Here is a 24906-nt window from a genome sequence, read left to right on the forward strand (position 1 = left end):
TCTAATTGCCAACGCCGGTCTTTGTTATGTTGCGTCTTCACGGCACCCTGCCTTTTGTCCGCCAGGAATGGCGGTTCCTACTTTTCGGCTTGTTGTTAGCCTTCTGGTCCGGTCCCGGCCAGACCTATGTCATTTCAGTTATTGGTGGGCATATCCGTGCTGATTTCAACCTCAGCAATGGTGAGTTTGGCACAATCTATACCGTTGCGACCCTTATCTGTGCGGCTATGCTCTGGAAGGCGGGACCGCTTGTTGACCGGCTGCCACTTAGAAGCTTTGTCGTGAAGGTTGGAATCCTCATGGTCGCGGCGACACTGGCGTTTGGATTCATCCAGGGGCCAGTGACGCTTTTCTTTGGCATTATCGCTGTCCGTTTTATGGGGCAGGGAATGATGACGCATATCGCACTTACTTCGATGGCGCGGCGATATGAGGCCGAGCGTGGTCGTGCCGTTGCTATCGCGGGGCTTGGCTTCCCGCTTGGTGAAGCGTTGTTTCCGCCGTTTATCGTTCTGGCGCTTGGCTTTGTTGACTGGCGATTGATCTGGCCGACGATGGCGGTGCTGGCGGCGTTTACACTATTACCCGTTGCCCCCTTTCTGATCCGTCATACCACTCATCAGGATGGCGCCGGGGCCGCCGTCCTTCAGGCAGCGGATGAGGATGCCAAACACTGGACACGCGCGGAAATGCTTCGGGATAAGAGGTTTTATCTCTTGATGCCGACTTCGATGGCGACGGCGGCCATCATTACCGGCCTCTTTTTCCATCAGGTGTATTTTATTGAACTCAAAGGATGGAGTTTTGAGTTCTGGAGCCTGTCATTCGCAGTGTTTGCGCTGGCGTCATTAATTGGCGGCGTGGTTTCAGGATTTCTCGTGGATTTGTTCCGGGCAAAACGGCTCGTCCCGTTTATTCTGTTCCCCATGTCTGTTAGTCTCCTGATCTTTGCCTACGCGCCATCGCAAATATTTGCCATTGTTGTGATGTTTATCCTTGGGATTGGGGTGGGCGGGACAAATCCGGTTCTGTCGTCACTTTGGCCGGAAATTTACGGAACCCGGCATCTTGGCGCTATTCGCGCTGTGGCAACCGTGGTGATGGTTTTTGGCTCCGCGCTCGGGCCTGTGTTCATGGGGGTTGCTCTGGATGCGTCGATACCTCTTACGGCCATTTCCCTCGCCTGCGTCATTATTATTTTGGTTGCTGCGCTTCTCGCTAAATTGGCGCTTCGTCCAAGATAGACCGGCAATATACCGTATATTGCTAATAAAACCCCCCTTGATTTCCCGTTGCGATAATTAAAATTTTATTAATTTTTTCACTTTATCCCCCGTTTAGGGGATGTGGAGAATGCCGCGAGCATAGTAGGTTTTCCCCAGATTTGAGAAAAATAAAGACAAATTAGCCGATTTTGGCTATTTTTTTAACGGGTTAGCTAAATCAGCTTGGCCACGGTAAAGTAAAGTGAGTGGAGTAGGGCAAATGGCGACGTCAAACGGCAACAACGGTAGCGGCTCTGAAAAAGTAACGGGGGCCGAAGTGATGATTGAGGCAACCCCGGGAAAAACAATCAAGTTACCTTTCGAGTCCCTTGCAAATGTTCAGTTTGTTCAGGATGCAGGAAACTTGCTTGTCGTGCCGGTAGATGGCGGAGACACCTATTTGCTGCAGGACTTCTTGACGTTTGGCACCACCGAAAATCCTCCCCAGATTGAGCTGGAGAATGGCGAAATTGTTGAAGTCGGGGAAATTACGCCGCTCGTTCAAGGTTTTTCGCTCGCGGATATAAATCCGGAGGCGGGTGATGAAAACAGTGATGGCGGCGGCGCGAACTTCCGCCCTTTTACCGAAGGTGACATAGGCGATCCTCTCGAAATTGCTGATCTTCTTCCCGGTACGGAGCTTGCTTTCTCTCGCGATGAAATTGAGGAAATTATCGGAGAGAATGAAGATTTCCCCTCAACCTCAACACCAACGGATGATCCGGGCGGGACCGTTATCCTGACCTTTTCGACGCCTGATGGGTCCACTTCCCCTGCGGCAGGCGGCTATGAAGACTGGCAACCCAATCAGAATGTTGGGAACACCACTGAATTACCCATGCAGATGCTGGTCGAGTTTACTCCCGAAACGGACGAGGAATTGACCTCCATAGATATTTCCGGGTTTCCAGATGGGACGCGTTTCTTCGTTGGCGGAACAACGCCAGGTGATGAAGTGGACGTGACCAGCGGAAATTTTTCGGTTCTCGCTGCGGGTGGGATATTGCCATCTATGTATGTGCTGCCGCCGTTAAATAGCGATTCCGATATTATGCTCACTGTCCTTGCCAATTATGTGAATGGCGGTGGTGATACCGGAACGGCAGAAGATGATGGAATTGCCATCGTTGATGCGGTTGCCGATGCTCCCACGTTATCCGGTGGGGATGCCAGCGGCGATGAGAATACGGCAATCTCTATCCCCGAAATTACGGCTGCGCTTCAGGATACGGACGGCTCTGAAACCCTCGCTGTGTCGATGGGCGGTGTTCCGGTGGGTGCAACTCTCTCTGACGGGGTGAACAGTTTCATCGGCGATGGCTCAGACGTAGACATCTCGGGATGGGATCTTGCCGCATTGACCATCACGCCGCCGACGGATGATGATGCGGATTTCTCGCTAACGGTTACGGCGATTGCCACTGAGACAGCAACGGTTGCCGGAGGCGGTGAACTGACCGACGCGAACAACACAGCAAGCAGCAGCTTCACCATTGATGTGACAGTGGGTGATGTCCCGCCGAATGATGACGGTCCGACGGCAGTTGATGACGGCCCAGTGATTAAGGTAGAGCCGACGGATGTTCATGCCGTCATGGTATTAGATACATCCGGGAGTATGGATCCGGCAGAATTGGCGCTTATGAAAGAGGCGGTGATTAATCTGATAGGGACATTGTTCGAGCAGAATCCGGATGGCACGGCGATTACCTTGATCGAATTTAATGATACAGCCGGATTCATAGGGGGTGGAAATTTTACAACGCTGGAATCTGCTCTGGAGGCGCTGGAACCTTTTGGGGTCTGGTACGATGGAGATACTAACTATGAGGCTGCGCTCAACTTAGCGCGCACTGTGGACTTTGTTCCGGGATATGATCAGGAAATTTATTTCATCTCTGATGGACAGCCGACCATTGGCGATACTCAAACTGGTATTGATGACTTTAATAATTGGGTGACGAATGATCTGAACGGGGCCAAGGTATACGCTGTCGGTCTAGGGGAAGGCGCGGAAAACAGTGCTTATTTGGGCCTGATTGATAATACTTCGGAAGATAATAATGGCGGTTCATATCGATATGTGGACGATGCTGAGGATTTATCCTATAGCCTTGAAACTATTGATGCGTGGGTAACAGGTAATGTTTTGGATAACGACATTGAAGGTTCCGACCCGCTCGCGGATATCCCGATCGTCTCTTTTACTTATAATGGCGTGACATATGATCTGTCTCTACCGGTGAATCCAGATAGCTATGTTGAGGGTACCTTTATAGCCATTGATACTGAGTTTGGTGTTTTTGGGATGGATTTTGAATCTGGTTATTTTACATATTCTGTTGAATCCGATGTCGCCGATTTCGAGACTGATGAAATTTCCTATACTATTGTTGATACGGATGGCTCGATGAGCACGGCTGTTATAACGTTTACTATTGCGCCTGATGATGCCTATACAGGGACCGCAGCGGCAGAGGTAATCGATGGCGGCTCTAGTAACGACTATATTGTCGGAGCTGGTGGGGATGACACGCTTTCTGGTGGAGGCGGTGATGACCGGTTTGTCTATCTGAATGCGAGTTCCGATGGGAACGATATAATTACAGATTTTGGTGCTAACGGAGACGCGGATGTTATCGATCTGACGGCGCTATTCGATGAACTCGGTATTGCAGCGGTTGATCGGCCTGATCATGTTAATTTCTCTGAAACAAGCGGCCATACAACGATTACCGTTACGGATGCAGCGGATGCTGAAATTGCCGGGTTCTCGATTATTGTGGAGAATGCGTCGCTTAATAACTCCGACATTACAAATGGGAAAATAGTCGTCGACGAAAGTTAGTTCGTTGCTGACAGGAGGGAAAAGGCCGCATTTTTGCGGCTTTTTTCTTTTGTCGAGCGGCTTAAATGACTGGAAGCCTTGAGTGGCTTGCCCTACTATGCCTCTACCGATGCGGGATTTGGTTGGGTGAAACAGGGGGCGTACATTGACTAGGGTAAAATATTTTCTGATTGTAATGGCAGTTATGATGACGATGCCCGTCATTGCGAGCGCCAAGGATCTGTCCATTTCTGCATTTAGGGGAGACTGGCGGGGAAATGCCATATCGGAAAGCAACATAAGCGTTAATTTCCCGATTACAAGCCGTGATATCGATGTAAGCATCAAGCCGGATGAGAGCGGCGATTTTACCATCACCTGGCGGACTCTTTTGCGCCAGAAAGGGACTCCTGAAAGCCCCAAAGAATCCCTGAAGGAAACTACCCTTACTTTTGTCAAGACAGACAGTCCGAATATGTGGAAGGATAGCAAAGGCGGAGATGTCTACGCCCGCGAAAGCATTTCCTGGGCGCGGTTAAAAAAGCAGACACTAACAGTCTATGTCATGGCGATCAGCGATGCCGGTGATTATGACATGCAAATCTATAAGCGCACCTTGAATGGTGTCAATATGGAGCTTGATTTCACGGCCATTCGCGATGGCGCAATACGACGGACCGCGAAGGGCCGATTGACCCTCAATAATTACTAAACATTGTCGCTGATCTAGAAATCTCCGATACCGGGCGAGATATTGCGTTTTTGCGGCGTAATCTGGCGGGTTTGCGATGGCGGCGGCGCGGCGCGCTGTGCACAGTTCGCTCGCTCGCATAGCCGGCAGGTTATACCGATAGGCATGACTGTTTTGGGGGCTGCCAGATTGAGGCCATCAGCATAAATCACCCGATGTGCTACCGTAATGTCACAGCCAATACTGATGGCATAATGGCGTTTTGGCTGAGCATACCCCAGGCTTGGCTTGGTAACCGTGCGCGCGATGGAGAAAAACCGCTGACCATCGGGCATTTCGGAAATCTGCGGACAAAGCGTGCCGGGTGTTAAAAACGCCGCATGTAAGACCCAACGCGGACAGGAGTTTCCATAACGCGGAATACGCAAGCCCGATGCACTGAAACGTTTAGAGATATTTCCGGCAATGTCACTTCGGATCAAATGGAAGGGAACGCCACTGCTTCCAGGGCGCATCAATGTTGTCAGGCGATGGCAAATCTGTTCGAAGCTGGCGTCAAACTGCTGCTGCATTAGTTCAATATCGTACCGCAGATCCTCGGCCGACTGAAAAAATATGTCATATGGAAAGAGAAAGGCTCCCGCGAAGTAATTTGCAAGCGCCGCGACGCCCTTCTGCTTCGCGGCTTCAGTCGGAAGCTCGGGGGCGTTCACAAGTTCCTGGAAGAGGTCCGTATATTGAAGCTGCCCGCAAAGGAGCGCGAGATGAAATTTAACGCTCGATTGTGGCAGTGATTTCGAGAGGACGAGGGTGTGATCCATTTCATCATACAAAGTTGCCTCGGTATTGTGGCTGTCCCGCGAGGCAAACTCGATCTGAATGCCGTGTTTATCCTGCAGATAGTCCATCATGACAGGGGCCGATAGAAGGTCGTGATCGTTGAAGGATGCACGAAAATCCGCTGCGGCCTGTTCTATCGGGTCAAAATAATTATTCCGGGCCTGAATAAAGTCGGAGACCGCCTCATTTGGCGATGGCGCCCAGGCTTTGCCGGTCAGGCTGCCGTCGCCGACAACGCCAAGCATCTCATTCACTGTATCATTGAGGGCTTCGCTATCTTTCAGCGCGATCTGAAGAAACTCCTTGCGTTCCTTGGAGCCGAGATCATCATTGTCATGCACGATTTCAGTCGATGACATAATTGATGTCACGAGGGTACGCAGCCGAAAGGAGGAACCGGCGAAAAGAAAATCCTGTGAGAGCCGTTCACTTAATAGCTGCAAATCCGTTTGCGCGGTTTTAAACGCGTCATATGTTTTCTTGAATGCTGAGCTGAGCGCAGGCGCATCTGCCGCCATTTCGGCAATCTCTTCGTCTGTAAACTTATCGTCGGTAAAGAGCGGGTCTTTCAGGGCATCCGTGATCTCTCCGATCAGATGACCTTCCTCCTGCGGGGAAAAGACTTGTGGGTCAACCTTCAGGATCTTGCTTAAATGCAGCAGCAATGGAACCGTAATGCTGCGCCGGTTATGCTCCAGTAAATTCAGATAGCTTGCAGAGATGCCAAGGCGGTCCGCCAGTTCCACCTGGGTCAGTTCTTTTTCTTTGCGCAATCGCCGTAACCGATTGCCAAGTAGAGGTGATTTTGCCATCGCGATATTTGAAGCTTTACAAAAATTTACAGATTTACAAAATAAATTAGTAATTATTTACATAAAAAACTGATGTTTTACAAGGTTTTGATGGGAAAAATGGCAAAAATGTGAAATTTTTACAAGACAGGGAGAAGTTTGAGTTTAAAAATATAACACAGGCATCTTGCCCGGGGACGATCCACTAGAATATGGGAGACAATTCATGAGTGATATCAAGAAATCAGGCGTGTCGCGCCGCGGCCTTCTCAAGGCCGGTGCAGTCGGTGGCCTGGTCGCCGCCACTCCAAGCATCTTTGTTAAGAATGCCTGGGCGGAAGAATTCCGTAATAATCCGGAAAATTCAGGGGAGTTAAAGCTTGGCTTTAACGTACCGCAATCAGGTCCTTATGCGGACGAAGGGGCGGATGAGCTTCGCGCCTATATGCTGGCAGTCAAGCATTTGAACGGTGAAGGCGACGGCGGTATGCTGAATACTTTCAAACCATCCATGCTAAGCGGTAATGGTGTTCTGGGCAAGAAGGTGACCTACTCAACCGGTGATACCCAGACGAAGTCTGACGCCGCACGTGCATCGGCAAAACGCATGATCGAGAAAGATGGTGTGTTGATGATTACCGGTGGGTCTTCTTCCGGTGTGGCTGTCGCCGTGCAGTCGCTCTGTCAGGAGCAGGGTATTATTTTTATGGCAGGTTTGACCCATTCCAATGATACAACGGGTAAAGATAAGCGCCGCTATGGCTTCCGTCATTTCTTCAATGCCTATATGTCAGGCGCGGCACTGGCGCCTGTGCTGAACAAGGAATATGGCTCCGAGCGCCGGGCCTATCATTTGACAGCGGACTACACCTGGGGTTGGACGCAAGAAGAATCCATCAAAAACTCGACTGAGGCCCTTGGCTGGGAGACTGTTAATGCGGTCAAGACGCCGGTTGGTGCGGGTGACTTCTCGCAGTACATCACGCCGGTTCTCAATTCGGGCGCGGATGTTCTTATCCTCAACCATTATGGCAAGGATATGATCAACTCGCTCAGCCAGGCAGTCCAGTTCGGGCTGCGGGACAAGCAGGTCAATGGCAAGAACTTCGAGATTGTTGTGCCACTCTTCTCGCGTCTGATGGCACAGGGTGCTGGCGATGCGATCAAGGGTATTCTGGGTACGACGAACTGGAACTGGTCGCTACAGGATGATGGGTCGAAAGCTTTTGTTCAGTCCTTCGGGGCAGAATATGGCGCGCCGCCATCAATGGCGGCTCATACCTGCTATGTTCAGACGTTGCTTTATGCCAATGCCTGTGAAATGGCCGGCACATTCTATCCGCCGGAAGTCATCAAACAGCTTGAGGGCTTCAATTTTGACGGTATGGGCAACGGCCCGACGCTTTATCGTGCAGAAGATCACCAATGCTTCAAGGATGTCCTTGTGGTGCGCGGTAACGAAAACCCGTCAAGTCAGTTCGACCTCCTGAAGGTGGTCGACGTCACCCCGCGGTCTCAGGTCGAGTATGACTGGACAATCTTTGGCGGCGAACTTGGTCCCTACGAAGTAAAGATGTAAAATCTGTTACAGCGCGCGGGTTGGCGTTTGCCGAGAGGGCGCCAACCCGTGTATCTTTGAGGCGGATTAACCCGCAAAAAAATTGCGCGGTTGTTTGGGGTAGATTTCATGGATGCCATTTTTATTCAAATATTGAATGGTCTGGATAAGGGGGCTGCATATGCCCTGATTGCGCTTGGCCTGACATTGGTTTTCGGAACATTGGGAATTGTTAATTTTGCCCATGGCGCATTGTTTATGCTCGGGGCGTTTTGTGCCGTTACCTTTCAGAAGCTTGTTACTCTATCGGTGAAGGTTCGTGACGAGGGCGTAACTGCTTTCGTTGCCTATAAGGAGCAACCCTATCTCGAAACTTGGTTTGGCGATACGGGCCGGATAATTATTGATTACTCTGTGCCGCTCTCTATTCTGCTCGCCATCCCGTTCATGCTACTGGTCGGCTATGTTATGGAGCGGGGCCTGATCAAGCATTTCTATAAACGCCCCCATGCAGAGCAGATCCTTGTTACCTTCGGCCTTGCCATCGTTATTCAGGAAATCATCAAGGCATATTTCGGCGCTAATCCAATACCTCAGCCTGCTCCTGAAATTTTGGCCGGCAGCGCGAATGTCGGCGCATGGGTCGGATTAGGTAACAATCTCGTCTATCCATGGTGGCGCCTTATTTATCTTTGTTTTTCCGGATTGATAATTTTTTCCGTGTTCGCATTTTTGCAATTCACCACATATGGCATGGTCGTGCGTGCCGGTATGCGTGATCGGGAGACTGTCGGGCTTCTCGGCATTAATATCGAGAGGCGCTTTACCGTTGTTTTTGCGATCGCCGCCATCGTCGCAGGTGTCGCCGGAGTGATGTATACGCCTATCTTGCCGCCTGATTACCATCTCGGCATGGATTTTCTGGTGCTCTCCTTCGTTGTTGTTGTGGTGGGCGGTATGGGCTCACTCGGCGGGGCAGTGCTGGCCGGGTTTTTGCTGGGCATTGTTCAATCTTTCGCCTCAATGAATGAAGTGAAGGAGATTTTTCCCGGGATCGACCAGATTATTCTATATCTCGTCGCTGTTGTAATTTTGCTGGTGTTGCCACGTGGCCTTATGGGCCGGGCTGGAGTGATGGATGACTAATACCAAGAAGCCGCTTCTTAATGACACTTTTGTTGTGATCATTTTTGCCGCCGCCATCTTGGCGATGCCGATCTGGCTTGATCCCATTGGTGGCAACTATCCGGATCTGCTGCAGAAATTTGCCATCTACGGTATTTTTGCCATTGGCTTTAACATCCTCTTTGGATTGACCGGATATCTCTCTTTCGGTCACGCGGCCTTTCTCGGTGTCGGATCCTATGCCGCCGTCTGGTCGTTCAAGCTGCTGACCATGAACGTTCTCCCGGCTGTGATTTTCGGTGTTGTGTTTGCTGGAATACTGGCGGCCATCATCGGCTTTCTGAGTTTGCGCCGGACGGGGATTTACTTCTCGATCCTCACGCTGGCTTTCGCCCAGATGTCTTATAATCTTGCCTATTCAGTGCTGACGCCGATTACTAACGGGGAAACGGGACTGCAACTAGCCCGTTCTGATCCGCGCATCCTTGACAGCCTGTTTTCAGATGGTTCAGTAGGAGCAGGGCTTCCGAGTACGGATCTCTTCGGCGAGACGATGAGTGGCTATCCCGGCTTTTATTTCTGCGCTGTTCTACTCATTATCTGTTTCTATATATCCATGCGGATTTTCCGATCTCCCTTCGGACTGATGCTGAAAGGGATCAAATCAAACCAGAACAGGATGAGATATACGGGTCTGAACACGCGCCCCTATATGCTGACGGCGTTTATCATATCGGGCATGTATGCGGGGCTGGCGGGCAGCCTGCTCGCCGTCACCGACCCTCTGGCGGGGGCTGAGAGAATGCAGTGGACGGCTTCGGGCGAAGTTGTGCTGATGACGATCCTTGGCGGTGCGGGTACGCTTGTCGGGCCAATGCTGGGCGCGGGTTTGATCAAGTATTTTGAGAATATCTTCTCCTCCTTCGATGATAATGTGCTTACGCAGGCTTTCTCCTTCTTGCCTGACAGTGTTGTTGATTTTGTCGTGCCTGTCGTCGGTCTTTTCGTTGGCAGTGGCTGGCATCTGACATTGGGATTATTGTTTATGATCATCGTGATTTTCCTGCCTGGCGGCCTGGTGGAAGGTTTCCGTCGTATCTTCAATTATTTCAGGTCTGGTGGGAAAACAAAGCCACAGTCCGTAGAAGCGCATAATCAGGCTGGCGAGTAAGAGGGTAAATCATGGGCGATCTCGTTCTTCATCTGGACAATATCAATAAAAGCTTTGGCGGGCTCAGCGCTCTTTCCGATGTTAATCTGCATGTGGAGGAAGGAACGACGCATGCGATCATCGGTCCGAACGGCGCAGGTAAGTCGACGCTATTGAATGTTTGTATCGGCCGACTGAAGCCGGATACGGGTAAAGTGACTTTTGCGGGCGAAGTTCTGACCGGCAGACAGCCCCATGAGATTGCCCAGCTTGGCGTTGCGCGGGTTTTTCAAACGCCGGAGATTTTTCAGGAAATGACACTGATTGAGAATGTCATGATTCCGGCTCTTTCCCATCGCGATGGCGCGTTCCGGCTAAACGCTGCTGAACTGTTGAGCCGCCAAGGGGAGGTTCGTGATGAGGCAGAACATATCCTTGAGGATGTTGGTCTAAAAGACATGATGATGGTCGAGGCGGGTAGCCTCAGCCGTGGTGATAAACGCAGGTTGGAGCTTGGTATGTGCCTTATCTTAAGGCCACGGCTTCTATTGCTCGATGAGCCGACTGCGGGCATGGCGCGCCATGATACCAACCAGACGATCGAGCTTTTAAAGAAGATCAAGTCACGCGGTATGACGAAGGTGATTATCGAACATGATATGCATGTTGTCTTCAGCCTGGCGGACAAGGTCAGCGTACTGGCGCGGGGGCAGATCATCGCCGGCGGCGATCCGCAGAGCGTAAGAGAGGACCCAAAGGTCAAGGAAGCGTATTTGGGAGGGGCTCAATAATGTCTGAGACTTCAGAGAAAATGCCCTATTTCAGCGTCAAGGATGTTCATGCCTATTATGGCGAGTCCTATATCGTGCAAGGAGTCTCCTTCGATGTTGAAGAAGGGGATATCGTTGCTTTGCTCGGCCGGAATGGGGCAGGGAAAACGTCCACTCTGAGGGCGCTTGCCCGGGTGGACAGTCCTGCGTTGAAGCGCGGTGAAATATATCTCAATGGTGAAGCAATCCATTCGCTAAAAGCCTACCAGGCAGCGCAGGCAGGTATTCAGCTTGTGCCCGAGGATCGGCGTATAATTGGCGGATTAACGGTGGAGGAGAATCTCGAACTTGCACAGGTGGCGGAACCAAAGGGGTGGGAGATAGAGCGTATCTACGACCATTTTCCGCGTCTTGGTGAACGGCGAAGCCAGGATGCTGTCACCATGTCTGGCGGGGAGCAGCAAATGCTGGCCGTCGCAAGGGCGCTTGCTCGGGATGTGAAACTGCTGTTCCTGGATGAGCCCTATGAGGGGCTTGCGCCGGTTATAGTTCAGGAAATTGAGAAAATCCTGCTTGAAGTTAAAAAGCTCGGGATTACGACCATTATTGTTGAGCAAAATGCTGTTGCGGCACTGCAGCTTGCCGACAAGGCGCTCATCCTGGATATGGGCCAGATTGCCTTCCGCGGCACGGCACAGCAGGTTCTGGACGATCAGGAATTGCGGCATGAGTATCTCGCAATCTGAACGCGGGTATTCAGAATTTTCCGACTTTTAGGTTGTATTTAGATGGAGACGGACGCATAAATGCCCTGTCGATTACTGCCGAATTCGAAACACTGAAAAATCTGTATGTTGGGTGAAAGGACTTAGAAGGATGTCAGCAAAGGATCTATATCCCGTACCTCAGGAACTTGCGAAAACTGCTTGGGCCGACAAGACGAGTTATCAGGCGATGTATCGCGCATCGGTTGAAGATCCCGTCGCCTTCTGGGGCGAGCATGGAAAGCGGATAGACTGGATCAAGCCCTATACGAAAGTAAAAGATGTCTCTTTTGCCAAGGATGATCTGCATATTAAATGGTTCCATGACGGGACATTGAACGTTAGCTACAACTGCCTCGATCGTCATCTGGAAAAACGGGGCGACAGCCCGGCCATTATCTGGGAAGGGGATGATCCGAATGACGATAAAACCCTGACCTACCGCGAACTGCATGCTGAGGTATGTAAGTTCTCAAACGTACTGAAGGCGCAAGGAATCAAGAAGGGCGATCGCGTCACCCTCTATATGCCGATGATCGTCGAAGCGGCAGTCGCCATGCTTGCCTGCACACGCATCGGCGCGATCCATTCCATTGTGTTTGGCGGATTTTCGCCGGATGCTCTGGCCGGGCGAATCCGGGACTGTAAGTCCAACTGTGTGATTACCGCCGACGAAGGGGTTCGCGGCGGGCGGCCAATCCCTCTCAAAGCCAATACAGACGCAGCGCTGGCGGAATGCCCGGACTGCACGACCTGTATTGTCGTCAAGCGCACCGGCGGAGATGTCAAATGGGTTGAAGGCCGCGACGTTTGGTATCACGCGGAAATGGACAAGGTTGATGCGGACTGTCCGCCTGAGGAAATGAACGCGGAAGACCCGCTATTCATTCTGTACACCTCCGGCTCGACAGGCCAGCCAAAGGGTGTGCTGCATACCACCGGCGGCTACATTGTCTATGCGGCGATGACCCACCGCTATGTATTCGACTATCATGATGGCGATATTTACTGGTGCACGGCCGATGTCGGCTGGGTGACGGGGCATAGCTACATCGTTTATGGGCCGCTCGCCAATGGCGCGACGACATTGATGTTTGAAGGTGTGCCTAATTATCCAACTGTCTCGCGCTTTTGGGAAGTATGCGATAAGCATAAGGTCAATATCTTTTATACAGCTCCGACGGCGATCCGTGCATTGATGCGCGACGGCGATGAGCCCGTCAAGAAAACATCGCGCAAGTCGCTGCGTCTTTTGGGATCGGTCGGGGAGCCTATCAACCCGGAAGCCTGGCGCTGGTACAATGACGTTGTCGGGGAGGGGAGATGCCCGATTGTTGATACCTGGTGGCAGACGGAAACGGGCGGTATTCTGATCTCGCCTCTGCCGGGCGCAACAGACCTGAAGCCGGGCTCTGCGACCCTTCCATTCTTTGGAATTGAACCACTTATGGTCGATGGTGATGGCGCTGTTTTGGAGGGGCCCTGCGAGGGCATGCTCTGTATCAAGGATAGCTGGCCCGGCCAGATGCGGACAGTATACGGCGATCATGATCGCTTTATTCAGACCTATTTTTCGAATTTCGATGGACTTTATTTCACGGGTGATGGCGCAAGAAGGGATGACGATGGATATTATTGGATCACCGGCCGCGTTGACGATGTGATCAATGTGTCCGGCCACAGGATGGGAACCGCCGAGGTGGAAAGCGCCCTTGTGGCCCACGAACTTGTGGCCGAAGCCGCCGTTGTCGGATATCCGCATGATATCAAGGGACAGGGCATTTATGCCTATGTCACTTTGACATCGGGGATTGAACCATCGGAGGAATTGCGCGCTGAACTGGTCAAGTGGGTTCGCCATGAAATTGGTCCAATTGCCACACCGGATCTGATCCAGTGGGCGCCGGGATTGCCAAAAACGCGCTCGGGCAAGATTATGCGGCGTATACTGCGTAAAGTGGCTGAAAACGACTACGGTAGCCTCGGGGATACCTCGACATTGGCTGAACCCGCGGTCGTTGAGGATCTGATCGAAAACAGGATGAATAAGTAAGGCCATGCATGCCAAAAAGCCCCTGCAAGATTGATCAATGACAATATCCTAACTAATGGAGTATTATGGGTCTGCAGGGAACCGAAGAGCGAGGTTGCTGATATAAGAGAGCTTCTCCAGAAGCCGGGTAATGTCGTCAATCTCTGTCAGTTCTCGGGATTATCGAGGGAGCATACGGCAGCATGACACATACAGTGCTTGTGGTGGAGGACGAGCCGAATATTGTTTTGTCCTTACAGTTTATTCTAAGGCAGGCCGGATTCACAGTACGGGTGGCGCGGGATGGAGATCAGGCATTGCGTGCCATAGAGGACTATGTGCCCGATCTGGTGATACTGGACATTATGTTGCCCAAGCAGGATGGGTTCTCGGTTTGTGAAGCTATTCGCGCCAATGATGCCTGTGTAAATGTGAAAATCATCATGCTATCGGCAAAGAGCCGGGAGGCGGATAAGGAACGGGCTATTGCGCTTGGCGCGGATGAATTCGTGACGAAGCCGTTCTCCACTCGCGCGCTCGGAAAAATGGTGAAGGAAATTGTTGCTCCGGTGAATTCGTCCCTGCATGCCAAATAGGCGTGAAAGTCGGATGGGCCTATAAGACGGATTTAGTCAGATGATAAGAACAGGACGTAAAAAAGAATGGTCGGTTCTTCTGTTTGTCGCCTGTCTTGTTGCCTTCATGCCTCCCGTCATCGCCCTGTTTGACATTCCTTTTCGTGTATTCGGCATTCCTCTCAGCTTTTTATTCTTGTTTGGGATCTGGGCTTTCGCCATCGCCATGACGGCGCTGGGCGCTAGGCGGGGCCCGGAAAAGGCTATCGGGCCACCTGAGGCCGAACGAGGCGGCGGGGCCAGCACGCCTGACACCGTCCAAGGAAAACAATAATGTCTGGCGGGCTGGTACTGACTGTCTCCATTTTGTATCTGGGTCTCCTGTTCGCCATTGCCCAGTTTGTCGATCTGCAATCCGCCAAGGGCCGTCAGCTCACCAGAAATCCGTTTATCTATACTTTGTCAATCGGCGTTTTCTGCACCTCATGGACATTCTATGGCAGTGTCGGGCTGGCGGCGACGCAAGGCCTGGACTTCCTGCCCATATATCTTGGCCCGACACTCGTTTTTATCCTCTGGTCTGTCGTCTGGGTTAAGATTGTTCGTATTTGCAAAGTGCATCGAATTACCTCGATCGCCGACTTTATCGCGTCGCGCTACGGCAAGCAGGCGCGATTGGGCGGGCTTGTCACGATTATCGCGGTGGTTGGCACGATGCCATACATCTCGTTGCAGCTCAAATCCATCGCAACCAGCTTTCGAATTCTTGTCAGCTCATCGGAGACAGCACTGCTGCATGCACCGAATGAGCCTATTTTCTTCATCGATACAACCTTGATTGTGGCCATTGCGCTGGCACTTTTCGCTATCCTTTTCGGAACGCGCCATATCGACGCGAGCGAGCATCATGAGGGGCTGGTAGCCGCAATCGCATTTGAGTCTGTGGTGAAGCTGGTTACGTTCCTTGCCGTAGGATTCTTTGTGACGTTTGGGCTCTACAACGGATTTTCAGACCTCTTTTCAACCGCCGCAGATAGAGGGTTGGATACGCTCTTCACTGTTTCCGCCGATAATGATTACAGTGTTTGGATGACGATGACGATGCTCTCCATGGCGGCCATTATCTGTTTGCCGAGACAGTTTTATATGACGGCTGTCGAAAATCCCGATGAAGCTTTCCTCCGTAAGGCGACCTGGCTGTTTCCACTCTATCTTCTGGTGATCAATATATTCGTGTTGCCGATTGCGCTCGCAGGCCGTCTGTCTTTTGAGGGTGTCTCCGCCGATGCGGATATGTTCATGCTCACCGTGCCGCTGTTTCATGATCAGGCGTTCCTCGCGTTGATTGCCTTTATCGGGGGATTATCGGCGGCGACATCAATGGTGATTGTCGCCTCGATCGCGCTGGCGACGATGGTCTGTAATGATCTTATTATGCCGCTATTGCTCCGTTGGCGCGGTCTCAACATCAACAAGAATGATGACTTAACGGGGCTTCTGCTCACGATCCGGCGGGTGAGTATTCTTCTGATCTTGATCCTTGGCTATGCCTATTACCTGATTGCGAGCGAGTCATATTCCCTCGTGACCATCGGGCTTGTCTCATTTGCCGCGGCGGCGCAATTCGCACCCGCCATCATCGGGGGTATTTTCTGGAAAGGAGCGTCGTATCGGGGGGCTATGACGGGCTTGGCGCTCGGTTTTGTCGTCTGGCTCTATACGCTTCTCCTTCCCTCATTCGCACAGTCAGGATGGCTGCCGATAAGCTTCATTGAGCAAGGGCCATATGGCCTTACGTTGCTGAAACCATATGCACTGTTCGGCATGGAGGGGTTTGATCGCCTGACCCATGCCCTGTTCTGGAGCATGCTTGTCAATATAGGCGCCTACTGGATTGTCTCGCTTCTCTCGCACCAGACGGCTATCGAGCGTATTCAGGGAACCCTGTTTGTCGATGTGTTCGGCCATACGGATGATGAACGTGATAGCCGCTATTGGCGCGGCTCGGCTACGGTTGCCGATTTGCAGCAGCTTGTTGGCCGGTTTGTCGGTGTTCAGCGGGCGGCGCAGGCGTTTGCTGATTTTGCCGCTGAGCGGGACATAAACCTGCGCAAAAGTCACTCGGCCGATGCCGCTCTGCTCGACTTTGCCGAGAAGATGTTGGCGGGGGCAATCGGTTCTGCAACGGCGCGTGTGATGGTCGGTTCCGTGGTCAAGGGGGAAATTGTTGGTCTTGATGAAGTGTATCGAATTTTGGATGAAACCAGCCAGGTCATTGAATACAGCCATCGGCTGGAGCAAAAATCAGCTGAGTTGGAACAGGCAACGGCGCTGCTTCGCAACGCCAATGAGCGGCTGAAGGAACTGGATTCTCTGAAGGATCATTTTCTTTCTATGGTCAGCCATGAGCTTCGGACACCCCTGACATCACTCCGAGCCTTTGGGGAGATTCTGATCGATAACCCGGAAGTCTCACCGGAGGAACGGGAACGCTTCCTGAATGTCATTATCAAGGAAAGTTCTCGCCTGACCCGGCTAATTGACCAGCTTCTTGACCTTGCCCGCATGGAGGCGGGGCAGATGGATTGGTCGCTGGATACAGTTGATATCGCCGCCACAATACGCGAGGCAATGGCAACGCTTGCCGGCCTTATCAAGGAAAATGAAGTTGAGGTGGAAACGCGCATTCCTGAAAATCTTCCGATGGTGAGGGCGGATCGGGATCAGCTTATTCAGGTGGTTATCAATCTGGTGTCAAACGCCATTAAGTTTTGTGACAAGGAAAAGGGCCATATTGCCCTCAGCGTTTCCGTCGAAGATGACATGCTGGAAGTAAGCGTTGCGGACAATGGAAAGGGGATCCCCATTGATATGATGGAACGGATTTTCGAAAAGTTCCATCAGTCGATTGGCCGGGATGAAGACAAACCACAAGGATCAGGTCTTGGTCTTGCTATCTGCCGGGAGATTGTATCCTTCCTTGGTGGTCATATCTGGGTCACAAACATAGAGAAGAGTGGGGCAACCTTCGCCTTTACAGTTCCTCGTGCCGATCGTCAGGATGTCAGGCTCTCTGCCGAATAGGGGATTAGCTATATGCCCTGTAGATCATGGCAATACCAATAAACGTGACCAGCCCCAGAACAATTTTCTTGAAGGTCTTCTGATCGATAAGGTGTCGTATCTTTGTGCCCAGCCACATCCCCGCAAACAGCGGGCCGAGGCCAATCAGGCTATAGGTAATGTCCGTGGGATTTAGAAAGTTCATGCTTTGCAGGCTGAGCAGCAGGAAGATACTGCCGCCAAAAAGCATGACACTGACCGCGGCAACGAACTTTTCCTTTTCCAGGCCAAGCGCGATAAAGAAGAAAACGGGTAGCGTTCCAAAAAGCGTTGTAATGCCACCGATTATACCTGCGGCGAGGCCCACCGTCGGTCCGGATAACTTTTCATGCGTGCCGAGAAAAGAAAAGGAAATGCCAAAATATTCAAGCCCGGAAATGAGGATCAAAAAGCTGCCGACAGCGATCAGAAGATATTTCGTATCCACGGTCGAAAGCATAAAGACACCAATCGGCAATCCGATAAACAGCCCCAGCAGCAGTAGCCAGTGCCGGGCAATTGATGCCTTGATCTGTCCGGACATGATCATCTGAACAGAGTTGGTGATGACCATCGGTAAGGTCATGATGGCGACAGCAGATGGAAGGTTTATAAAAAAAACAATAATAGGCACTGCAATCGTCGGCAGGCCAAAGGCAGAAATGCCCTTTACGACACCTCCGAGCGCAAAGGCAACGCACACAACGAGTAAATGGAAAAGATTGAATTCGGGGAGATATTGGGTGATCATGGTGGGGCCGCATTCAGAAAAAAACTCCAGCCAGGACGGGAAAATGACCCTGACACTCTTAGAAAACTATGGACCATAAAAAGACACCGCCGCCAACCACTTTATTCAATTGTCGATGATATAAACTCATGTTCGGAGAAGCATATTGAAAGTCTGGGTAATAAACGCAGAGGGTGGCATCGACGGCCTTCAAATGATCGATCGGGATATTCCGAAACCCGGCCCTGGCGAAATTCTGGTGCGCCTGAAGGCGAATTCCATCAACTATCGGGATTTGTCGACCATCAAGAATGCAGCCGCGCGGGGCATAGCAGGAGAACGAATTCCCAATTCGGATGGCGCAGGTATTGTTGAAGACGTTGGCCCGGGCGGGACCGCTTTCAAGAAAAGCGATCGTGTCGTTGGCACCTTTTTTCAAGACTGGCTCAGCGGGAGCATTCATGAGGGCGTAATGGCGAGCGCGCTGGGCGGCCCCATCGACGGGTTGTTGTGCGAATATGCGTTGCTAGAAGAGCGGGGCGCGCTCCACATGCCGGATCATCTTTCCTTTGAAGAGGCGGCGACATTGCCATGTGCGGGCCTGACCGCCTGGCATTGCCTGATAGAGGGCGGCGGCGCGCGCGCCGGGCAGACGGTTCTCCTGCTCGGGACAGGAGGCGTGTCGATTTTTGCGCAGCAAATTGCCAAAGCTTCGGGTATCCGGACGATCCTTACCTCCAGCAGTGACGAAAAACTTGATCGGGCCAAGGCTCTCGGTGCGGATGTGTTGATCAACTACCGGGATTGCCCAAACTGGGAAGAGAAGGTGATGGAGGCAACCGATGGTCGGGGCGTTGATCTGGTGGTTGAGGTTGGCGGCGCGGGAACACTTGAAAAATCAATTGCCTCTGTGCGGGTTGGCGGCCGCATTTCATTAGTGGGCATCCTGACCGGCGGGCAGATGGACCCAACCTCCATCATGCGGAAATCCATCACACTTCAGGGGATTTATGTCGGCCCCCGTGATATGTTCGAGCGGTTTAATGCGGCTCTGCTACAGAATGACATTCATCCCGTCATCGATGCCTCGGTCGAATTTGCGGATGCGAAAGAAGCCTACCGGATGATGGAAAAGGCAGGCCATTTCGGCAAGATTGTTGTAACCATTTAATTGCGCAGAGAACGCAACAGGAGAGTTTAATGAAGCTAGTCAGATATGGCGAAAATGGTGCGGAAAAGCCCGGTATTCTCGATGAACAGGGCAATATCAGGGATCTGTCCACTGTCATTCCGGATATTGCAGGCGATGTCCTGACCGATGAGGGGCTTGCGAAGCTGAAAGCGCTGGATTTGAACGCCTTGCCAATGGTGCAAGGTAACCTGCGAATTGGCGCTTGCGTCGGAAGCATCGGAAAATTTGCCTGTATCGGGCTTAATTATTCCGATCATGCGGCCGAAGCGGGCCAGCCGGTCCCGAGTGAGCCAATTCTCTTTATGAAAGCGACATCGGCGGTCTGCGGGCCGAATGATGATGTCGAGATCCCGCGCAGCTCACAGAAAACGGACTGGGAAGTTGAGCTTGCGGTCGTCATCGGCAAGCGGGCCAAATATGTGACGGAGGAGGAGGCTCTTGACCATGTCGCCGGTTATTGTGTGGCAAACGATGTGTCCGAGCGGGAGTTTCAGTCCGAGCGCGGCGGTCAATGGACGAAGGGGAAAAGCCACGATACCTTCGGTCCTCTCGGTCCGTGGTTGGTGACGCGCGACGAAGTACCGGATCCGCAGGTGCTTAATCTCTGGCTGGACGTGGATGGTGTCCGGCAGCAAGATGGCACCACTGCAACCATGATATTTAGTGTCGCCAAAATTATTTCCTATCTCAGCCAGTTTATGACCCTGAATGTTGGGGATGTTATCTCCACCGGAACGCCTCCTGGCGTTGGCATGGGAAAGAAGCCAAATCCTGTATTCCTCAAACCCGGACAGGAAATGAAACTCGGCGTAGAAGGCCTTGGCGTGCAGCAGCAGACAACTGTTCAAGCATAATTAATTGAAACTCAGGAAAAGGAACGCATGTCGTGAAACCCGTTCATCAACCCGAAAGTCTTGGCTTCGAGCCCAAGCGTCTTGAGTATATTACCGATTGGATGAATAGATATGTCGTCGGCGGAAAGCTCGCTGGGGCGCAAACGCTAATCGCCCGAAGCGGTAAAATCGCCTATTCGAAATCTGTTGGCCAAGCAGATCGAGAAAATGATACTCCCTGGCAGGATGACACGATGGCGCGGTTCTATTCGATGACCAAGCCGATCACGTCGGTTGCCCTGATGATGCTGTATGAAAAGGGGTTGTTCCATCTGGACGATCCGCTGGAAAAATTCATCCCGGCTTTCAAGGATATGCAGGTTCTAAGGCCACAGGCACGCAGTATTGACGATACAGAACCGGCGACCAGCAAAATAACGGTTCACAATCTGCTGACCCATATGTCCGGCATGACCTACGGGTTTAATGAAGGCGTCCTCGGCAAGCATTATGAGGCCAGCAAGATGGACTTCGGAACGACGCGGGGCAGCCTGGAAAGTCAAATTCAGCAGCTGTCGGAAATGCCGCTGCAGTTCAATCCGGGCAGCCGCTGGAACTACGGGGTGTCGACCGATGTCATTGGCCGCCTGGTAGAGATTATCTCGGGGCAGGATCTAAAATCGTATTTCCATGAGCATATTTTCAAACCGCTTGGAATGGTGGATACGGATTTCGGAATACCGGAAGAGAAAATCGGTCGCTATGCCACCGCCTATGGCGCGGATGAGGCAGGGGCCATGATGGTACTCGATCCGCCGGAAAAAAGTGCATTCCGGATGGAAAAGGTCGCCTGTTATTCCGGTGGCGGAGGGCTGATCTCTACGGCATCGGATTATCTCAAATTCGCCGAGATGCTTCGGTGCCGCGGCGCTTATGACGGTGGGCAGCTTCTGGGGCCGCGCACGGTGGATTTCATGATGGAAAACCATCTGGATGGCGATCTGGCGCAGTATGGCCAGGCGGTTTTCTCCGAAGTTTCCTTTGTGGGTGTTGGTTTCGGTCTTGGCGGATGGGTCATGTTGGACCCACCCTTGTCACAGATGATGGGCTCCCCCGGCGATTTTGGCTGGGGTGGTATGGCAAGTACCGTCTTCTGGGTTGACCCGATGGAAGATATGACGGTTTTGTTCCTGACTCAGTTCATACCGAGCAGTTATTACCCGCTGCGCAAGGAACTCAGGGCGCTGGTTTATCAAGCGATGGTGGATTGATGCCGGAGTGTCGTAATTCTGACATAAAATAGCAAATTTTACGTCACTGATCGGACATCTACCTGCAACAATCATTTGAGATGTTCTCCTTTAGTCTCTCGTAAGAGTATTTAGGAGTTTGTCTTGGAACCGTTACGATTTAACAATCTGGAACTTCGTTTGGCCCACAGCGTCGCTGATCTGGACGCGGCGCAGGCATTGCGCTATCGCATTTTTTATGAAGAAATGGGCGCTCAGCCGTCATCGCTATGTCAGGAACAATCCCGGGATGTAGATCGGTACGATGAGTTTTGCGATCATCTGCTCGTAATCGATCTTGAAAAGGGGACAGAGGCGGTCCCTTATGTTGTTGGTACATATCGCTTCCTCCGCAGTAGCGTTGCGCAAAAGCACGGCGGCTTCTACTCGGAATCGGAATTTGATCTCTGCAATCTTAAGGTTTTTCCCGGCGAGATCATGGAACTCGGTCGCTCTTGCATCGATGCGGCCTATCGCCGTCGCGGGGCGATGCAGCTTCTCTGGCGCGGCATCGCGGCCTATATTCATATTCACGATGTTCAGATCATGTTTGGCTGTGGCAGCATCCATGGCACAGATCTGAAAGAGCAAGCGCGGGTGCTTTCCTATCTGCATCATTTCCACAAAGCACCGGGACATCTTCGCCCTCGGGCGCTGGAAGAGCACTACATCCCGATGAAGATGTTGAAGCGCAAGGAAGTGGATATTGAGCTGGCGCAGCGTGAACTGCCGCCGCTTTTGAAAGGCTACCTGCGCCTCGGGGGCTATATCGGCGATGGCGCGGTGATTGATCATCAGTTCAATACCATCGACGTATGTGTCATCGTGGAAACGGAAAATGTGACGAGCAAATATATCCGTCACTTTTCACGGGACAGACGGGAAAAGAAAAAGGTGCTGGCCCCTGTGGCAACGGGAAATCCGGTTCAGATTTATTCCTAATCCGTTGACGCACCCTGTGAAATCCACCAGCCGAGAATCTTTCGCTCCTCATCCGTCATCTGGGTGAGGTTGCCAAGCGGCATGGTTTTTGTGTCAATGGTCTGCTGTTTGATGCGGGTTTTCTCCCGGGCGATTTGTGCGGGCGTTTCAAGCCGGACACCTTTGGGCGGGCTTTCGAAATCCGTATTCGAAGGCTTGGCGGCGTGGCAACTGGTGCAACGCTCATGAACAATGGCCTCAACCGTTGAGAAGGATATCTTTTCGGTTGGGACGCCTTCCGGTTTTGGCGCAGCCGCATAGGCAATGGCAAAGAAAAGAACGAAGGCAATAGGCAGGAGGATGAACCCCTGTTTTGCACGGCCCTGATTTTTCATATTGAAAAAATGCCGGACCAGTATTCCGACAAGGGAGATCCCCGCCAGTAACAACCAACCATAGGAGTTGCCGTAAGTCATCGGGTAATGATTGCTGATCATGATGAACAGGACAGGCAGGGTGAAATAGTTGTTATGCAGCGATCTCTGCTTCGCCCGGAGGCCGTAGACAGGATCGGGGGCCTCTCCTTTTTTCGCGGCAGAAACAAGGGCAGTCTGTCCCGGAATGATAATCATCAGGACATTCGCGACCATGATCGTGCCCATAATCGCGCCGATATGGATATAGGCACCACGGCCGCTGAATACCTGCGATAGTCCAAAGGCCGCAAGGGTAAGTAAGGCGAACAGGACAAGGCCGAAAACCATCTGATTGTTGATCAACGGGGACTTGCAAAGCTGATCATAGATGATCCAGCCCCCGGCAATGGAGCCAACCCCGATCAGGATGGCCGCATCCGTGGAAATATCTGCAACGCTCCTGTCGATGAGATAGATATCCGCCCCGAAGTAATAGAGGATTGTCAGCAGGATAAATCCGCTGATCCAGGTGAAATAGGCCTCATATTTGAACCAGTGAAGCGTTTGTGGAATTTCAGGAGGTGCCAGACGATATTTTTGCACTTCGTAAAACCCGCCCCCATGCACGGCCCAAAGCTCGCCGCCCACGCCTGCCTTGTCCTTGTACCCGTCTTTCTCCGGTGGGGTGAGATTCATATCGAGCCAGACAAAATAGAAAGACGCCCCGATCCAGGCGATGCCGGTGATCATATGGATCCAGCGGATGGCGAGTTGAAACCATTCCATAAATTCAAACTCCATCAACTCCCCCTATGACATTCCGTTGCGATGTTTACGGGTCTCATGATTTCCATCCGTTCTGTCATCGGCGCGAAGGCGTAAGTATGCGGCAACGATCTGATCGGCGGCATAATCTATCTCGACCGCAGTCGTGGGTCGCCCGATCCCGAGCCGGACCGCCCTGGCGATCTCGATGGAGTTTCGGCCCATCGCCTTCAAGACATGGGATGGCTCCCCTGACATTGAACTGCAGGCCGATCCCGTACTGAGCGCTAGATCGGGTAACTCATACAGCAGGTCTTCCGCCTCGATACCTTCGAAAGTAATGCTGAGGCAGCCTGGTATATGCGGCGCCTCCTCACCGTTTATCTCAACGGGATTTCCCAACCCGGATTTGAGGCGCTGTGTCAGCATTGCGCGAAGGTTTTGGAGATGATCCCGTTCATCCGATCGATTTTCGTTGATTACTCGGCACGCCTCCCCGAGCCCAACGCAAAGAGCCGTAGGGAGCGTGCCCGGACGGATCGATCGTTGCTGCGCTCCTCCGCGCATGAGCGGTGCTATATCCGTTCCCTCCCGCACATAAAGTGCGCCAACGCCCATTGGGCCATAGAGCTTATGACCGGACAGGCTGAGGAGAGAGATATTCTGCTCGGCAACGTCTATGCTCTCTGTGGTGAGGGTCTGAACTGCATCCGTATGAAAGAGAATGCTTCGTTCGGCGCATATCTGGCCAATGGCGGAAATATTCTGACAGACGCCGGTTTCGTTATTGGCAGCCATAACCGACACCAAGATTGTCTCCGGCTGTATGGCGGACGTCAACTCACCGAGGTCGATCAATCCGTTCTTATCGACCTGCAGCAAAGTCACCTCGATGCCTTCATGCGTTGCGAGATAATCAAGTGGTTGCAGGATCGATTCATGTTCCGTCTGAACGGAAATAATATGGCGCGGCCCTGTGTGAGCGCGCGCAATACCCAGAAGCGCAAGATTGTTGGCTTCTGTCGCGCCAGACGTAAAAATGATTTCAGGCGGCCGCGCGTTGATCAGGGTCGCTATATGACCTTGTGCTTTATCAATCGCGTGCCGTGCCCGATGCCCGAAGCGGTGGGTGCTGCTATGTGGGTTGCCGATGTATTCTTGCAGGCAGTCTGCCATGACCTTCTCCACCCGATGGTCAAGCGGTGTGGAGGCCTGGTAATCCAGATAGATGGGACGGGTTGGCGAACCTGATATCGTCTGGTTGGCCATG

At 52.1% G+C, this 24906-nt stretch carries 20 protein-coding genes; 16 read left to right on the forward strand and 4 right to left on the reverse strand.

The window, feature by feature from the left end; translation table 11 throughout:
• Positions 1-26 precede the first annotated feature (26 nt).
• The 3 genes from P1U71_RS02335 to P1U71_RS02345 all read left to right on the forward strand — a co-directional run bounded on the left by P1U71_RS02335 (position 27) and on the right by P1U71_RS02345 (position 4804).
• Complete coding sequence (locus P1U71_RS02335; protein ID WP_301103936.1) at positions 27-1244, forward strand: MFS transporter; 1218 nt, start codon at positions 27-29, stop codon at positions 1242-1244.
• Positions 1245-1485: 241 nt separating this feature from the next.
• Complete coding sequence (locus P1U71_RS02340) at positions 1486-4113, forward strand: VWA domain-containing protein (RefSeq protein WP_301103937.1); 2628 nt, start codon at positions 1486-1488, stop codon at positions 4111-4113.
• A 145-nt stretch (positions 4114-4258) separates the two neighbouring features.
• A complete protein-coding gene (locus tag P1U71_RS02345) occupies positions 4259-4804 on the forward strand; it encodes a hypothetical protein (protein WP_301103938.1) in 546 nt (181 codons plus the stop codon).
• Positions 4805-4818: 14 nt separating this feature from the next.
• Here P1U71_RS02345 and P1U71_RS02350 read toward each other — a convergent pair whose 3' ends face one another.
• Complete coding sequence (locus tag P1U71_RS02350) at positions 4819-6435, reverse strand: helix-turn-helix transcriptional regulator (RefSeq protein WP_301103939.1); 1617 nt, start codon at positions 6433-6435, stop codon at positions 4819-4821.
• A 205-nt stretch (positions 6436-6640) separates the two neighbouring features.
• Here P1U71_RS02350 and P1U71_RS02355 point away from each other — a divergent pair, with 205 nt between their 5' ends.
• The 9 genes from P1U71_RS02355 (at position 6641) to P1U71_RS02395 (ending at position 17472) form a co-directional block, all read left to right on the forward strand.
• Entirely contained in the window at positions 6641-7993 is a 1353-nt protein-coding gene (locus P1U71_RS02355; protein ID WP_301103940.1) for an ABC transporter substrate-binding protein, read from the forward strand.
• A gap of 108 nt (positions 7994-8101) precedes the next feature.
• The gene (locus P1U71_RS02360; protein WP_301103941.1) at positions 8102-9118 is read left to right on the forward strand and encodes a branched-chain amino acid ABC transporter permease; all 1017 of its coding nucleotides are present in this window, start codon (positions 8102-8104) and stop codon (positions 9116-9118) included.
• Entirely contained in the window at positions 9111-10268 is a 1158-nt protein-coding gene (locus P1U71_RS02365) for a branched-chain amino acid ABC transporter permease (protein WP_301103942.1), read from the forward strand. The genes P1U71_RS02360 and P1U71_RS02365 overlap by 8 nt, the downstream gene beginning before the upstream one ends.
• 11 nt (positions 10269-10279) lie before the next feature.
• Positions 10280-11038 (forward strand): ABC transporter ATP-binding protein, encoded by a 759-nt coding sequence (locus P1U71_RS02370; protein WP_301103943.1) that lies wholly within the window; start codon positions 10280-10282, stop codon positions 11036-11038.
• Entirely contained in the window at positions 11038-11763 is a 726-nt protein-coding gene (locus tag P1U71_RS02375; RefSeq protein ID WP_301103944.1) for an ABC transporter ATP-binding protein, read from the forward strand. Before P1U71_RS02370 ends, P1U71_RS02375 begins: the two co-directional genes overlap by 1 nt.
• A 130-nt stretch (positions 11764-11893) precedes the next feature.
• Positions 11894-13834 (forward strand): acetate--CoA ligase, encoded by a 1941-nt coding sequence (acs, locus tag P1U71_RS02380; RefSeq protein WP_301103945.1) that lies wholly within the window; start codon positions 11894-11896, stop codon positions 13832-13834.
• A 182-nt stretch (positions 13835-14016) separates the two neighbouring features.
• Complete coding sequence (locus P1U71_RS02385) at positions 14017-14409, forward strand: response regulator transcription factor (protein ID WP_301103946.1); 393 nt, start codon at positions 14017-14019, stop codon at positions 14407-14409.
• A 40-nt stretch (positions 14410-14449) separates the two neighbouring features.
• On the forward strand, positions 14450-14722 hold the full coding sequence (locus P1U71_RS02390; protein ID WP_301103947.1) for a hypothetical protein: 273 nt from the start codon (positions 14450-14452) through the stop codon (positions 14720-14722).
• Positions 14722-17472 carry a sensor histidine kinase gene (locus P1U71_RS02395; protein ID WP_301103948.1) on the forward strand — a complete coding sequence of 917 codons (2751 nt, stop codon included), beginning with the start codon at positions 14722-14724 and terminating at the stop codon, positions 17470-17472. Before P1U71_RS02390 ends, P1U71_RS02395 begins: the two co-directional genes overlap by 1 nt.
• 4 nt (positions 17473-17476) lie before the next feature.
• On the opposite strand, the gene P1U71_RS02400 is transcribed toward P1U71_RS02395, so the two are convergent.
• On the reverse strand, positions 17477-18241 hold the full coding sequence (locus P1U71_RS02400) for a sulfite exporter TauE/SafE family protein (protein WP_301103949.1): 765 nt from the start codon (positions 18239-18241) through the stop codon (positions 17477-17479).
• A 145-nt stretch (positions 18242-18386) separates the two neighbouring features.
• Between P1U71_RS02400 and P1U71_RS02405 the strand changes: the two genes are divergently transcribed.
• The 4 genes from P1U71_RS02405 to P1U71_RS02420 all read left to right on the forward strand — a co-directional run bounded on the left by P1U71_RS02405 (position 18387) and on the right by P1U71_RS02420 (position 22476).
• Entirely contained in the window at positions 18387-19391 is a 1005-nt protein-coding gene (locus tag P1U71_RS02405; protein ID WP_301103950.1) for an NAD(P)-dependent alcohol dehydrogenase, read from the forward strand.
• A gap of 29 nt (positions 19392-19420) precedes the next feature.
• Positions 19421-20266, forward strand: a complete 846-nt coding sequence (locus P1U71_RS02410) for a fumarylacetoacetate hydrolase family protein (RefSeq protein WP_301103951.1) — start codon at positions 19421-19423, stop codon at positions 20264-20266.
• A gap of 32 nt (positions 20267-20298) precedes the next feature.
• Positions 20299-21516 (forward strand): serine hydrolase, encoded by a 1218-nt coding sequence (locus P1U71_RS02415; RefSeq protein ID WP_301103952.1) that lies wholly within the window; start codon positions 20299-20301, stop codon positions 21514-21516.
• A gap of 123 nt (positions 21517-21639) precedes the next feature.
• A complete protein-coding gene (locus P1U71_RS02420; RefSeq protein WP_301103953.1) occupies positions 21640-22476 on the forward strand; it encodes a GNAT family N-acyltransferase in 837 nt (278 codons plus the stop codon).
• Here P1U71_RS02420 and P1U71_RS02425 read toward each other — a convergent pair.
• Positions 22473-23672 carry a urate hydroxylase PuuD gene (locus P1U71_RS02425; protein ID WP_301103954.1) on the reverse strand — a complete coding sequence of 400 codons (1200 nt, stop codon included), beginning with the start codon at positions 23670-23672 and terminating at the stop codon, positions 22473-22475. The two genes, P1U71_RS02420 and P1U71_RS02425, sit on opposite strands and share 4 nt — an antisense overlap.
• 9 nt (positions 23673-23681) lie before the next feature.
• Positions 23682-24905 (reverse strand): cysteine desulfurase family protein, encoded by a 1224-nt coding sequence (locus P1U71_RS02430; protein WP_301103955.1) that lies wholly within the window; start codon positions 24903-24905, stop codon positions 23682-23684.
• Position 24906 lies beyond the last annotated feature (1 nt).

Source organism: Sneathiella sp. (genome assembly GCF_029233945.1).
Classification (GTDB): domain Bacteria; phylum Pseudomonadota; class Alphaproteobacteria; order Sneathiellales; family Sneathiellaceae; genus Sneathiella.